This is a genomic window from Zoogloea ramigera, from assembly GCF_006539865.1.
Taxonomy (GTDB): Bacteria; Pseudomonadota; Gammaproteobacteria; order Burkholderiales; family Rhodocyclaceae; genus Zoogloea; species Zoogloea ramigera.
Genome location: NZ_BJNV01000096.1, coordinates 1 through 13,040, shown reverse-complemented (window position 1 = coordinate 13,040; position 13,040 = coordinate 1). Strand labels below are relative to the sequence as shown.

General features: G+C 64.2%; 20 protein-coding genes and 1 pseudogene. 20 read left to right on the top strand and 1 reads right to left on the bottom strand.

Annotated features, from left to right (window positions below; all coding sequences use genetic code 11):
- Positions 1–173 precede the first annotated feature (173 nt).
- From ZRA01_RS18445 to ZRA01_RS18355, 20 genes and pseudogenes are all read left to right on the top strand, one after another.
- Complete coding sequence (locus tag ZRA01_RS18445) at positions 174–1,481, top strand: tyrosine-type recombinase/integrase (RefSeq protein WP_141354846.1); 1,308 nt, start codon at positions 174–176, stop codon at positions 1,479–1,481.
- Between the two features lie 44 nt (positions 1,482–1,525).
- A complete protein-coding gene (locus ZRA01_RS18440) occupies positions 1,526–1,804 on the top strand; it encodes a type II toxin-antitoxin system RelE/ParE family toxin (protein ID WP_141354845.1) in 279 nt (92 codons plus the stop codon).
- A gap of 12 nt (positions 1,805–1,816) precedes the next feature.
- A complete protein-coding gene (locus ZRA01_RS18435) occupies positions 1,817–2,125 on the top strand; it encodes a HigA family addiction module antitoxin (protein ID WP_141354844.1) in 309 nt (102 codons plus the stop codon).
- A gap of 102 nt (positions 2,126–2,227) precedes the next feature.
- Positions 2,228–2,605: a hypothetical protein gene (locus ZRA01_RS18430; RefSeq protein WP_141354843.1), complete on the top strand. Its 378-nt coding sequence runs from the start codon at positions 2,228–2,230 to the stop codon at positions 2,603–2,605.
- Positions 2,605–2,904 carry a hypothetical protein gene (locus ZRA01_RS18425; protein WP_141354842.1) on the top strand — a complete coding sequence of 100 codons (300 nt, stop codon included), beginning with the start codon at positions 2,605–2,607 and terminating at the stop codon, positions 2,902–2,904. Before ZRA01_RS18430 ends, ZRA01_RS18425 begins: the two co-directional genes overlap by 1 nt.
- A 59-nt stretch (positions 2,905–2,963) precedes the next feature.
- Positions 2,964–3,902, top strand: coding sequence for a hypothetical protein (locus ZRA01_RS18420; protein WP_141354841.1), 939 nt, complete (start codon positions 2,964–2,966; stop codon positions 3,900–3,902).
- Between the two features lie 127 nt (positions 3,903–4,029).
- Positions 4,030–4,296: a hypothetical protein gene (locus ZRA01_RS18415; RefSeq protein WP_246093748.1), complete on the top strand. Its 267-nt coding sequence runs from the start codon at positions 4,030–4,032 to the stop codon at positions 4,294–4,296.
- Positions 4,297–4,638 carry a helix-turn-helix domain-containing protein gene (locus tag ZRA01_RS21315; protein WP_141354840.1) on the top strand — a complete coding sequence of 114 codons (342 nt, stop codon included), beginning with the start codon at positions 4,297–4,299 and terminating at the stop codon, positions 4,636–4,638.
- The gene (locus ZRA01_RS18405) at positions 4,635–4,985 is read left to right on the top strand and encodes a hypothetical protein (RefSeq protein WP_141354839.1); all 351 of its coding nucleotides are present in this window, start codon (positions 4,635–4,637) and stop codon (positions 4,983–4,985) included. The genes ZRA01_RS21315 and ZRA01_RS18405 overlap by 4 nt, the downstream gene beginning before the upstream one ends.
- On the top strand, positions 4,982–5,215 hold the full coding sequence (locus tag ZRA01_RS18400; RefSeq protein ID WP_141354838.1) for a hypothetical protein: 234 nt from the start codon (positions 4,982–4,984) through the stop codon (positions 5,213–5,215). The genes ZRA01_RS18405 and ZRA01_RS18400 overlap by 4 nt, the downstream gene beginning before the upstream one ends.
- A gap of 5 nt (positions 5,216–5,220) precedes the next feature.
- Positions 5,221–5,415 (top strand): annotated as a pseudogene (locus ZRA01_RS21410) (helix-turn-helix domain-containing protein); the annotation flags it as partial.
- A 309-nt stretch (positions 5,416–5,724) separates the two neighbouring features.
- On the top strand, positions 5,725–6,039 hold the full coding sequence (locus ZRA01_RS21170; RefSeq protein ID WP_246093746.1) for a hypothetical protein: 315 nt from the start codon (positions 5,725–5,727) through the stop codon (positions 6,037–6,039).
- A 415-nt stretch (positions 6,040–6,454) separates the two neighbouring features.
- A complete protein-coding gene (locus tag ZRA01_RS18390; protein WP_141354836.1) occupies positions 6,455–7,006 on the top strand; it encodes a hypothetical protein in 552 nt (183 codons plus the stop codon).
- A 1-nt stretch (position 7,007) separates the two neighbouring features.
- Entirely contained in the window at positions 7,008–8,564 is a 1,557-nt protein-coding gene (locus tag ZRA01_RS18385; RefSeq protein ID WP_141354835.1) for a hypothetical protein, read from the top strand.
- Between the two features lie 116 nt (positions 8,565–8,680).
- Entirely contained in the window at positions 8,681–9,469 is a 789-nt protein-coding gene (locus ZRA01_RS18380; protein ID WP_141354834.1) for a hypothetical protein, read from the top strand.
- Between the two features lie 64 nt (positions 9,470–9,533).
- Positions 9,534–10,235: a hypothetical protein gene (locus tag ZRA01_RS18375; protein ID WP_141354833.1), complete on the top strand. Its 702-nt coding sequence runs from the start codon at positions 9,534–9,536 to the stop codon at positions 10,233–10,235.
- Between the two features lie 101 nt (positions 10,236–10,336).
- Entirely contained in the window at positions 10,337–11,299 is a 963-nt protein-coding gene (locus ZRA01_RS18370; protein ID WP_141354832.1) for a hypothetical protein, read from the top strand.
- A 267-nt stretch (positions 11,300–11,566) separates the two neighbouring features.
- Positions 11,567–11,896, top strand: a complete 330-nt coding sequence (locus ZRA01_RS18365; RefSeq protein ID WP_141354831.1) for a hypothetical protein — start codon at positions 11,567–11,569, stop codon at positions 11,894–11,896.
- Complete coding sequence (locus ZRA01_RS18360) at positions 11,886–12,419, top strand: hypothetical protein (protein ID WP_141354830.1); 534 nt, start codon at positions 11,886–11,888, stop codon at positions 12,417–12,419. The genes ZRA01_RS18365 and ZRA01_RS18360 overlap by 11 nt, the downstream gene beginning before the upstream one ends.
- A complete protein-coding gene (locus ZRA01_RS18355; RefSeq protein ID WP_141354829.1) occupies positions 12,416–12,631 on the top strand; it encodes a hypothetical protein in 216 nt (71 codons plus the stop codon). Before ZRA01_RS18360 ends, ZRA01_RS18355 begins: the two co-directional genes overlap by 4 nt.
- Positions 12,632–12,814: 183 nt before the next feature.
- Here the strand turns inward: ZRA01_RS18355 and ZRA01_RS20625 are convergent.
- A partial coding sequence (locus ZRA01_RS20625; protein ID WP_218028757.1) for a hypothetical protein occupies positions 12,815–13,040 on the bottom strand: 226 nt, incomplete at its 5' end.

Below are 13,040 nucleotides of genomic sequence, written 5' to 3'. Positions count from 1 at the left end.
CGCAAAAACCTAGATTTATCGGCATTGATCGCCATACACGAATCCGAAAAATATCATTGAAAAATATAGGATTTCCGTCAATACAGATTGAGCGGCATTGATGGACGTTGCTATAATTTGGCTACACCATGGCTACACGAGCCGTCCATGTAGCCAGATCAGGAGCCGACACCATGCTGCGCGAACGATTGACCCCCGACCGAATCCGGCGCTTCACCTGCCCGGCCGATGCGAAGCAATCCTTTCTGTGGGACACCGACGCGCCGCGGCTCGCCGTTCGTGCGACTACCGGCGCCAAGTCCTTCATCTTCGAGGCCAAGCTGAACCGGCAAACGATCCGGGTCACCATCGGCGACGTGAAGGCGTGGAACCTTGACGACGCCCGCGCCGAAGCACGCCGACTGCAGACGCTGGTCGACCAAGGCACCGACCCGCGCCAAGAGAAGGCGGAGCGCATCGCCGCCACCGTAGCAAAGCAGGAAGCGGCCCGCCGGGTTGAGGCGCCCGCCCTCGACGCCTGGAAGACCTACATCGAAGCGCGGACGACGCGATGGAGCCCGCGCACCCTGCTGGATCACCAGCGCCTGACCGCACCAGGCGGCAAGCCCAAGACCCGCGGCCGCAAGAAGGGTGAAGGCGACACCACGCAGCCGGGCATCCTGCTGGCGCTGCTGTCCGGGCCGCTGGCCAAGATCGACGCGCCCGCCGTCCGCAGCTTCCTGAAGGACGAGGCCGAGCGACGCCCAACGCAGGCGCAAAACGCCTTCGTGCGCCTGCGCGCCTTCCTGAACTGGTGCGCCGATCGCCCCGAATACAAGGGCCAGATCCACGCCGAAGCCTGTGCCTCCCGGCTCGCCCGCGATGAACTGCCCCGCAAGGCCGCCAAGGACGATTGCCTTCAACGCGAACAGCTCCCGCTGTGGTTCGAGCATGTCCGCAAACTCGCCAACCCCGTGCAGGCCGCCTATCTGCAAACCCTGCTGCTGACCGGCGCCCGCCGCGAAGAGCTGGCCGGGCTCGCCTGGACCGACGTGGATTTCCAATGGAAGAGCCTGACGATCCGGGACAAGGTGGAAGGCGAGCGCACCGTGCCGCTGACGCCCTACGTCGCGTCCCTGCTGTCCGCCCTACCCCGCCGGAACGAGTGGGTTTTCAGCAGCCCCGGCGCCAAGTCGGGACGGCTGCAGGAGCCGCGCATTCCGCACAACAAGGCGCTGGCCGCCGCCGGCCTCCCCGCCCTCACCCTGCATGGCCTGCGCCGCTCCTTCGGCACCCTGGCCGAGTGGGTCGAATGCCCGACCGGCGTAAGCGCGCAGATCATGGGGCACAAGCCGTCCGCCCTGGCCGAGAAGCATTACCGCCGCCGGCCGCTAGATCTGCTGCGCATGTGGCACACCAAGATTGAGGGCTGGATTCTCGAACAGGCCGGCATCGAGCAGCCGGGCGAGGAGCAAGCAGCGGGCCTGCGGGTGGTGGGTTGATCGAATTACATTGAAACTCGAAACTTTACGCTATACAATTCAGCATGATTAAGAGCTTCGAGCACAAAGGGCTTCAAGCCTTCTTCGAGATGGGGAGCAAGGCCGGCATTCAACCGCACCACGCGCCGAAACTGGCCCGCCAACTGGCGCGCCTGCACACGGCGAAGGCTTCCGAGGACATGAACCTGCCGGGCTGGCGCCTGCACTCTCTGCAAGGCGACCTGGCGGGGCACTTCTCGGTGACGGTGAATGGCAACTGGCGCCTGACGTTCCGCTTCGACGGGGGCGACGCAGTCTTGGTCGATTACCAGGACTACCACTGAAAGGGAATCAGCATGACGACGATGTTCAACCCGCCCCACCCCGGCGAAACGCTGCGCGAGGACGTGCTCCCGGCGCTGGGCCTGACCGTGACCGAAGCCGCCGCGCAGCTTGGCGTGACCCGCGCGGCCCTGTCTCGAGTGCTCAACGGCCGCGCAGCCATCTCCCCCGAGATGGCGCTGCGCCTTGAGGGCTGGCTGGGCGTGGAGAACGGCGGCAGCGCCGACGCCTGGATTACCCAACAAGCCGCCTACGACCTGTGGAAGGCCCGTGTCGCCGGCGCACCGGTAGTGAAGCGGGCGCCGGAGTTGCTGGCGGCCTGACCGAGTCTTACCGCCGCCGGACGGCCTCCGGCAAAGAAGCGGGCCAAGCAGGTGTTGCAGCACCGGCCGGCCCTGACCACCACGTGAAAAGGAGTTCACATAATGGCTACTCGTAAGTTTATCGGACGTTCAACCACGTTCAACAAAATCAGCATCCGTTCCAAAAAATGCACAGGGATGAACAAACGCGCTGATCTGGATGACCTGATGGCCATCCTGGTGGAGCGCCAGCGCGCGGCGGTCTGTCTCCGCAGCAAAGGCGTGCCGGACGATCAGGCAGCGCAGTGCGGATGTACTTTCTGCTCGCCTGAGGCCCAGCGCGAAAAGTTCGGGGCAACCATCGAAGAAATGGACGCACAATTTTCCGAGAAGGCGGCATGGACCGCTGCACGGTGGAGAATGCGCTACGTCCGGGGCATGCTCGCCTATGAGCGCGCCCGGCACGACTGCCGGAAATCTGCCGCGATCAGGGGGCGGTGATGGGCGCGCTGGAACATTGCCGGCCGCCTGAGGCCCCTGTCTTCGACGGCGAGACCGACGCCCGTCAGCAGTTGCTCGGCCTGTTCGGGGCTGAACGGATGAAGTCAGTCGTTGGATCGTGCTTGAGGCTGGGGCAGATGGACTTCGCCGGCCTGGTGCGTCTCCAGGCAAACGACCCGGCAGCTTTCTCCAGGGAGTACGGGGCCGCGGACGATTTGCTTGCTTGGGCCCAACAGGTCAAGGGCTTGGCCGATCAGATTTTCATCCGGGTGGCTGCGGCAAAGGCTGATTGGGATTGATGGGACTGCCGGGAGCTCTTCGTCAGATCTCCCGGTTGTATTGCGCCTCGTAGATAACCATGAAAAAGCTGCCCAGACTTCCCGAACACCCCACGCTAGACGAGGCTGCAGAATGGCTGACTGAGGCTTCTTCCGACGAAGTCTGGAGTACGTCCTCGGTACTGTCGCGGCTGCTCGAGTGGAAGACTCCCGAGGTTCTGTCCGATGGCACCGTTCGTCAATCTCGGGTAGCCACCTCCCGAGAGGTATGGGTGGTGGTGCCCCCGGGTGAAGTAATGACTGATCAAGTCGACGGTGCCGAAGTGGTGACTCGAGGAGGTCAGTTGGCCTACATCCTTGAGCCGATTGACTTGTTTGTCAAAACTGTTTTGCACTGCGGCGAAGCCGTCCCTAACAACGGGGTGAGCACCCCAGCCGGTAGGCGCTTCCACGTGACCCGCAGTTTTTCCGTGCGCGATATCCGTATCCTGAAAAACGACGTCTTCGATTTGCTTCCCGCGTTCGATCGGTTGATGTTTGAGCTGGACCGTGGGGAGTACTCCGATTTGGCGCGGCTGGTGGATGGCGGTGCCCATGGTTCGGCAGTGAGCCCAACCATCTTGAACCAGTCCGCTGGCGAGCAAGGAGCGCAGGAATACACGGGGTATCTACCCGCACCAACCGCCAGTCGCGTCCTGACCGAGCAGCCCGCCCGCGCCGAAGCTGAACCAATGCCAAGCGAAGAGCGGATACCTGGAAAGCTGCCGCGCGTCGCCGTAGGAAGGCTCGCAGTAAAAGCTGCTTGGGAAATTGAGATGGATGTGGGGCGAGCAACCACCGCGCTGGAAGTGATGAAGCGCCTTCAGTCCTGGGCAGATGAAGGGAAGGAGCCGGAGTATCTAATCCGCTCCGACAGGACAAAGAGGTGTGTAATTTGGAACGCGGGGAGAAAAGAAAAAGAATATGACGAGGAGGCGTGTGACAAAACCATCAAGAGATGGATGGAAAGCCGACGCTAGACAGACAGTAAAGACACTAGCGAGACAGTAGGCCCGCTAACAAAAGTACCGGCGTTGAAGCGAATTTAATTGCATCTGTCCGAGCAATGGCACCCGCCAGAGCCGGCCCCGACAAGGAGCCTGACAGATGCAAACCGCAACCACCCCCACCTCCCGGCGCAACGATGCGCCGCTCGCCACCCTCACTACCAAGCGCACGGACTACGCGTCCATCCTGCGCACTTACTCCACCGACGAGGCCGCCGCTGTCCTGAAGGTCAAGCCGCAGACCCTGCGTGCTGCCGTGTGCCGCGACGGCGCATATTTCGGTGTTTGCCCGCAGAAAGCCCGCAACCGCTTCCTGGTGTGGGACGCGGCCGCCATTGATGCTCTGCTGAATGGTGAGGTGGCCTAAATGTCCGCCTCCAGACGTGACGACACCTGCGGCGTAGGCACGGGGGCGTACCCAAGGCCGACGTCAGTGAAAGGGCGCGTGCTGGCGGTCCTGCTGACCGGCGCAGAGCTGACCCACTTGGATTGCTGGGAGCGGTTTGGCAGTTCGCGACTGGCCCACCACGCTTTCGTCCTGCGTGGGGCGGGCTGGCCCATCCAAACCGTCGAGCGGTCAGTGCCTACCTCCGACGGCCGCCTGGCGGCGATTGCTTACTACGCGCTCCCGGCGGCGACGATCGACCAAGCCGGCGAAGCCGGGACGGCCTACATCGCCGCGGTGGCTGCGGCCGGGGGGCAGCCATGATTACCGCCCTTGTCACCGGAAAGCTCGCTGCCCTCGCCCAGTCGCGCAGCGATGGGCCCAGCGGCCGCCCCTTCGTCACGGCTCGCCTGCAGGTCCGACAGGACGCGGGAGACTTCGTCGCCGTCTTTGCCTCGGCCGCCGATCCCGCCGTTATGCGCACGCTGCTGGAGGCCGAGCCAGGCGCGACTCTGACGCTCGGCGGCGAGCTCGTTGCATCCGTCTGGATGCCTGAGGATGGATCGCCCGTGCGCCCGTCGCTGCGCCTTCACGCAGACCAGGTTACTGTGCTCCGGCCCAGCCGTCGGAGAGTCCGCCAGCTGCGGGAGAAAGGCGAGGTGTCGTCATGAGCCACGTTGACGATTTCGCCCGGGCCGTCGGTGAAGTGGCCGTTGCGATGCACACGGGGACGGCAGACCGCCTTAGCGACGAGACCCTGCTTGCGTTCCTTGGGATCGTTGGCACCAACGACCAACTGCCAGACCACCTCCGGGCCGTGCTGGCCGCGGTGGTGGCCGAGCTCCTGCTGCGGCCGATCGACGCGGCAGATGTCCGTGCAGCCCCCCATTTGATCCACTGACGCCCATGGAAAAGTTTTCGCTCATCCCCAATGCCGTCTTTGGAGACAGGCGGCTGACGTTCGAGCAGATGAGGGTTCTGTGTGGGTTGTACTCGTTCTGCAACAGCGAGCGGACCTGCTGGCCGAGCCGACAGGCTATTGCCGAACGGACCGGCGTTCACCCGGCAAACATCAGCACGGCTACGACCGCGCTTGAGAGGTTGGGGTGGGTCACGAAGGCAGGGCGCGGCGGAAAGTCGAAGGCGACGCGCTACCTACTCCATGTTCCCGATACCCTCGCCGAACAGGCTACGGTAGCTCAGTCGGCAACGGTAGCCGATTCGGCTTCTCATACCGTAGCCGAATCGGCTACACCACCCCTAGCCGATTCGGCTACACGCATAGAACTAACCAGTGAACTGACCAGTGAACATACCAAGGGCCGCGCAACTTCGTGCGGCGTCCCCGCCGCCTCGCTGAAGACCGAGATTCAAAAAACCTCCCGCAGTAGGAACGCTACAAGATCGGCAATGACCTTCACCGCGTGGTGCGAGGAAGTCCGCGCCAAGGGAGAAAAGTTCATCAGCGATTACGCGCCGGTCTGGGATTACGCCAAGAAGGTGAGCTTGCCCGAGGAGTTCGTCATGCTTGCCTTCCAGGTCTTCAAGGACCGCTACACGAACGGAGAGAAGGGCAAGCGGAAGACCTATAGCGATTGGCGCGCAACCTTCCTCAACGCCATCAAGGCCGACTGGTTCCGACTGTGGCGCGTCGATGCGGATGGCCGCTACTGCCTCACCAGCGCCGGCCTGCAGGCTGATCTCGAGCATCGGAAGGCTGCGTGACCCTCGCCCGCGTCTGGCACTCCATGAGCCAACCCGGCGCCTGCCGCTTGGATCGGCGTAAGGGGCGAGGGGCGGCTTTGACGGGAGACTCTGCACCACCCCGCCCGAGAAAACGCACCAGCGGGCCCGTATTCAAGCCGCAGCCCCAAGCGCGCCACTGACTTCTCCCGATTCCAGCGGGAAAGCGGAAACCCTTCACGGGCGAGGGCTGCAAGGCGCTTTCCGGCCCTCTCTGCCCGCCAGCCCGAACGGTGAATCGCGAAATTTTGATGTACGGCGGGGCGTCGTGAAATTCAAATTTGCTTATCGGGAATCTTTACGGAGTTCAAAAATGCCCAAACCCCCTCTTCCTGGACGCGATGAAGCCTTCGCGGCGATCCGGCAACACCTGATCGCCCACGGGCGAGACGGAGTCATGGACCTCCGTTCCGAACGCTGGGGGCACGTCCCGGTACAGACTTGGTACAACTGGGTCGCCAAGGCCAAAAGCGCCAAGCCGACCGCGGCTGACCTGGCCGTGGCTCGAGATACGCTCTGCCGCAGCCTTGCAGACCCGGCGGTGCTCTCGCAAACGGTTGCGCCCGCCACCATGCCTGCCAGCGAATCCGCCGGCAGCCTCACCCCCGGCGAAGCCCGGCGCAGCCTCAACCTGATCGGGCGCCTCGAGGAACTCTGGCAGGACTGCCTGATGGTGCGCAAGCACGCCATCAAGACCGACAATCAGAGCGGCGAAGAAATCAAGCTGCTGAAGGCTTTCTGCCAGTCGATCAACATGCGAAACGGCATCATCGGCAACGTCCTGGCGGCCCTCGAGAAGCTCTGGAACATGCAGAAGATGCAGGACTTCCACGATGCAGTGATCGACGAGGTGCGCAAGGAAAGCCCCGAGTGCGCCGCGCGGATCGTGGCACGGATGACGCGGCTGGCGGCCGCATCGGGTGTTCAAGACGACGGGGCGAGGGTCTGAGATGGCATTCGCGACGATGGCACCTGAATTTCGGGTGACGCTTTACAAGACGCTAAACCGCCGGATGGTGACCAGCTCAGATAACGGGACTGTGCCAGCCTCCGAGCGCTTCTCCGGCGGCAAGCGGGTGATTGACCTCACGCCATTCTTTGGCGACGGCAGCGCTCTCGAGACGAGCAAGAGCGTGCGCGCGCCGGCCGGCCAGTGGTCCATGACCGTGGTGGACGAGATGGTGGTCGAGCACATGGATTCGCTTTACGGCCTGGTCGAGCCGATGGATGTGATCGAGATCCGCATGAGGCACCGGCCTGACCCGGCAGCGACCGGAATGGACCCACCGGTGGTGATGCGCGGTTTCGTCTGCGATGTGGGCCGCACCCTTTCGATGGGGGCAAATGGCGCGCCGGCGCGGGCGGTGACGCTGTCGGGCATGGACTACGGCAAGGTGCTGGAGATGATCCAGATTCGCTACCTGCCAAACTATGTGATCGGTCAGAACCTGCTGACGGTGCTGAACCTGTTCGTGAACTACGGCGTGGAGGCCAAGCCAAACCAGCCGGGTAACGACTTCGTCAAGCAGATCGTCGATAAGGTGATCAACCCTTTTCTCTACGACATCGCGGGGTTTAGCGTGTCACCTGACACGTGCAAGTTGAGCTATCTGCAGCAGATCGAGCACGAAGCAACGGCATCGGCCGGCACAATCAGTGCGTTTGGCGCGCAGGCGGCGCAAGGGACGCTGTGGGATGTTCTGCGCGGGCTCCTGGACGTGGGGCCGTGGACGGAACTGTTCATCGAGGATCGGCCGGAGGTGATGGACGACCCGAAGCGGCACGGCGGCGTGGTGCTGGTCTATCGAGACAATCCCTTCAAGGACCTGGATCCGGCGCGGGGCTACATCATGCCCGGGGCGACGAAGATCGACGCGCTGACGGTCGCCGATGATTCGGTCGTCGCGCTGAATGTCGGGCGGTCGGATGCGAATGTCGCCAACTACTTCCAGGTGAACATGCCGCGGATGAGCTTGATCGATGGGGCGACGATGAGCTTGGCCGGCCAACAACGCAACCCGGATGCCTTCTACCTGACGAAGCACCCCAACGCCACGCCGACCCTGTACGGGCTGCGCTTCATGGAGGCCGACACCCAGATGGGCGGCGCTGACAGCCTCGGGCGCGTGGATGGCCAGTCTGCAGCGGCGGTGAAGGAGGGGCAACGCAAAGACCAGCTGTGGATCGACCAGCGGCGGGCGCAGCTGATGGCGATGAATAAGGACAACGTCGTCTTTGAGAGCGGCACGATTACGCTGCGGGGACAGGCCACCCTTCGGCCGGGGATGTACCTGCGCATTCAGCACGGGCCGTCTGACGCGGCGCTGCGGCCCTTCGTGTGGGAATCCTACGTGGTGGCTGTGCAGCACCGCATGGTGCCGTATCAGGGCTTCGTGACCGTGGCCACCTTCGAGCGTGGAACGATGTTCGCGGAGCACATCCGTCGCGGCGCAGGCCTGGATTCGGCTTACCTGGCAGAGTGGAATCAGGGCGGGGCACTGGGGTGACCAGAACGCAGCCGCCACTTCAATAATGGCCCGCTGGCGTTGTTGTCGGCCAGCAGGATCGGTTTCGCGCTGCTTCCCCTGAGCCCGGCGGACGCAGCCTACTACACGAGGAACCCATGGCAACCTTCAAACTGAGTTTGAACGTCTTCGTTCAGGGAGCACCGATCCAGGCGGACGCGCTGAGTCATGCGCGTCGGGCGCTGCAGAAGATCGGCATGGAGACACGGAGCCGGTGGGCGGACCTGATCGAGCAGAGCCCATCGATACCCCGGGAGCAGAAGGATGAATACGTCCAGTCGCTGACGGTGGAGAATACTGGCCCGCTGAAGGTGTCCGTCTATTCGGACTGGAAGTACGCCTACGAGATCGAGAACGGGCGGCCTTCGCGCGACCTGAAGAGGATGCTGGATACGTCGCTGAAGGCGCGGGTTTCTGCGTCCAAGAAGAACGCCGGCAAGCGTTACCTGATCATCCCGCTCCGGCACTCCTTGGCGTCGATGCCGGGGCCGGTGCGCTCTGCCGCGAAGATGCTCACGAAGTCGGAGGTGACGGGCATGGGCGCGCGGCAGTCCGGAACGGGGGCCTGGGACATCAAGACGAAGGCGCCGTTGCTGGTGGCCCAGCGGAAGTACAGGTGGGGCGACAAGCTGCCGGCCGGCCTGGCGCTGAAGAAAGCTGATCACCACAAGACCGACATCTACGCCGGCATGGTGCGGATGAACACCAGCGCAGGAAAGGCCAAGTCGTCGGCTTACCTGACCTTCCGGACGATGATGGAAGGCTCTGCCGGCTGGATCACGAAGCCGGTGCCGGGCGTCTTCCATGTGCCACAGCTTGCGAAGGACATCGAGCCGATGGCGCGCCAGTTCCTCCAGTCGGCGGTGCGCTTGCCGGCCGGCGTGTGATGGGGTGGTCCCGGGTCTCACCGCCAGCATTGCCGTTCGAAACCTGTGACGGCCCGATGTCCGCATGGACATCGTTCGGCAAGTCAAACTCCTCCCCGGCATCAACTACCGCGAGCTGGCAGGCGTACCAGGGCATTACTTCGATTGCGGCCGGATGCGGGCGGTACTGACGCCCGAGGCGTGTGCGTCGAACTTCCTGGGCTCGGCCGTCCTGGGCGAGGGGCGCTACGCCAGTTGCTACCGCTGCCCCATCGGCCATGGGCATGCCGGGGAAGCTGGCGGGCAAGATCCTGCACCCGATCGCGGTTGGCGCTGCTGCCGCTGCGGGCCTTCGGGACAATCGCGCATCATCGGCCGGACGCTCTGCGTCTCCTGCTACAACCGCACGAAGGAGGCGCTTCTGCAACGGGATGGGCGCGGAAAGGTGCCGGTGGGCATCATGGCCGGCCTCCGGCCGGGCTGGGCCATTGTGGGCGAGCTGCCAAAGCCAGAAGCCGACGACGCCCCCCGGGAGATTGTTCGACCGCTGGAGGGTTCGCGGACGGTCCTGTCGGCAACGCCTGGGCTTTACCAGGCGGGCCCGGGGCGCATCATGCTGACGGCACTTGTCGAGGGTGCCGACGAGCTGCAGCGGGTTATCCGGCGGCGGTTGCCGGGTGTGGCCGTCCAAGCTTCTGGCGTTGAGCCGACGCTACTCGAGTTTCACGAGGCGGGGATTGATCCGAACGACTGGCTTCGGGCTCCGGCCCCATTGACATCGCATTGACATAGGTTAAAGCTGGGTGCGGCCTTCTTTGAGGTCATGCGCGGGGCGGTGCGCTCCCCGTGCGTGGAGATATCCGACATTCCATCTGGACGCCGTCCACCTTGCGCAACCTCATTGAGCACTGGAAGCTGGCTGGCCTCAAGCGCCTGCAGGGCATGCGCGAGGACTTCCTGCGCCTGGTGAGGCGCGCCGATGGTGCGCGGGCCAAGGCCGGCGAGACGCAGCCGGAGGCGCTGCCCCTGGATCGCCCTCTGCGCAGATGGCCACCGGAGGAGCTGGAGAAGGTCAAGGCCTACCTTGAGGCCAAGGGGGGCGAACAATGGCCCTTCGACGATCACCTGCTGGCGATCGAGTGGATTCACCAGAAGTGGTGGCCGGCCGACGAGGTGCGCACGGTTGCACAGTGGGAGGCCGCCAAGGCGATATACGGGCAGCGCATTCGCCATTTAATGGCGTTTCATGGTCCGTTGGATTCGCTGATCGAACAGGAGGCGCAGCGGCGCCAGAACCAGCTTTTCCGGACATACCGCCTCCCGGTGGCGGACTTCGAGAGGCTCGTCATTCCGGTTGTGCTGCAGCACCCCTGTTCGCCCGACTCGTTCGATCAGGAGACGGTGGCTAGACTCTGGCGAACGATCAGCCCATCGCAGTCCGAACGACGTGGGGTACTCGATGAGTTGGGCTTTTGGCCTATCCCGCTCGAAGTCACCCAGACCGCGGCGCGTGTCGGTCGCTTCGCGCAGGTGCTGCTGGCGGCACGTGCCGCGGGTCACCAGACCCTGCAGCTGCATGTATCCGCCTGCAGTTGCAGGCGGAGCCAGTGCGGTGACGTCTGGGCTGTCGATGCCTTGCTTCAGAGCCTGGAAGGTGTTGCCTACCCGGCCCTGCCTCCACCGCAGTCCCGCTGCAGGATGTTGACGGACGAGGATGACGAGTGCCGCGCCTGGTGCGAGATATCCGTCACCCCCATGGATCGAGCCCGGCAACCTGCCGTTGATCCTGCGTTCGAACGGGAGCTTGATGAGATTGCCGACCGGCACTGGGCCAAGTTAGCGCAGCAATGAGGCCATGCTGCTGATGATCGACAACTACGACAGCTTCACCTGGAATTGCGCACGCCCTCGGTAACGGTCAGGCGCCGACATTCGCCTTGTAAGGGCGACGCTCTACCACCCCGGCCCGCCTCGCCACCCGTGCCCATCGTGTCGCACCGCATGGGGTCGTGACCCGACAATCGGTTTGCTGGCCCGTTGCTGTGACGACGCTCCCTTTCTCCGGCAAGTTGTCTGCAGCTTCGGGCTAGCCCCAACCACGCCCAGGAGGCACGAGTCATGAAAATTCCTGACGGACGAAACCGACGAAGGCCCGACGCAATGCTTGAGCAACTGTCGGAACGCCTCGCCGCAGCGCTGGACCGCCTTCGTGCCGCCGTGCTGGCGGGCGTGGACACCGAGCCGCACCGGCAGGCCGTGAGCGCCATTGAGGCTGACATTGCGCGCGAGCGCACCCGCCAGCAAGAGGCCGCCGCCGAGCAGGCGCAGCAACGGGCCTCTGCCGTGGCCGACCGCGCCGCCGAGCTTGCCGCCGTGAGCCACCATCGCGTGGCCAGCTGCATCCCGCCATTGCCCACCAGACCTGAGAGTACCAACGATGAGCATTGAAGCCGCAAGCCGTTTTGTCGCGCAAACGGAGCTAGCCCTGGAAGCCGCTCGCGAGGTGGAAGCCCACGCCAACGCAGCGGCCAACGCTATCGCCGAACGCATATCAGAAACCGAAAGCCGGTGCCGGAAAATCCGCGCCGACCATGCAGCCGGAAGGCTGACCGATGCGCAAGCTGGCGGGTTGTTCCATCTTGCCGAGCAGGACCGCGCCGACCTTCTGGGGCTACACCGTGACGCACTCGTGCAGGTCGGCGAAGCAGTGCGCCAGACGCAAGCGGCGCAGGACGAACACCGCCGCGCCATTGACGACCTTTCCAAGGCCGAAGCCGCCGCCCGTTTTGCTGCCATGCGTGCCTATGCCGAAGAGCTCGACAGCCGCTTGTGCCAGGCTGTTGCCGAACTGGCAGCGCTTGCACGACAGGCCGGTAGCACCGCCAATGGCCTGACCGCGTTGTTCCGTCCAAGCAATGCCTTGTCGTCCATGTGTCGATTTGGACAAGTACCGCCCGCCGCGCAGTCATGACTGCGTTCCAACCCGGCGCGGACAGCCGCCGCAACCGCAAGGGCCGCCCGCCGTCGTCGCGGACGCTGGCCGCGTTGATTCGTTCGACCATCGGACGCGATGCGCCGGCCATTTTAGAGCGTATCCGCCTGCTGGCGGTCGCCGGAGACCCGCAGGCCATCTCCGCAGCCGCTGTGCTGTTGGCTGCGACCATCGAGGCGACAGGCAGATGACACAGCAGCCCGCCCCCGTCCTGCTTCCCGATCAGGGGCGCCGCCAACTGCCAGCGTTGTTCAGCGCCTCGCGCACGGCTCTGCACGCCCTGTAAGAACGCTGCGACGACGTCGCCCCGGAGAGAGACCGACCCGCCCGCATGGCGGGTTTTTCGTTTGTGGCGCCGGGATTTGGGCGAGGGCCTACTTCCCCATCAACCGCGACGCCAGCCGGCGCCGCTTCTCGGCGGCCCGCTGGCTGCTTTTCACGTCGCGGATGAACAAGACGGCGGCCAGCACGGCCGCGCAGACGCACGCGCCGATGATGATGAACCCAATGATTCCGTGCATTTCCTGGCCGCTGCCTCGATCCCGGCGAACGCCGCCAAAACGATCTGTTCCGGGGGAAGCGTAACCCCGGCGTAACCCC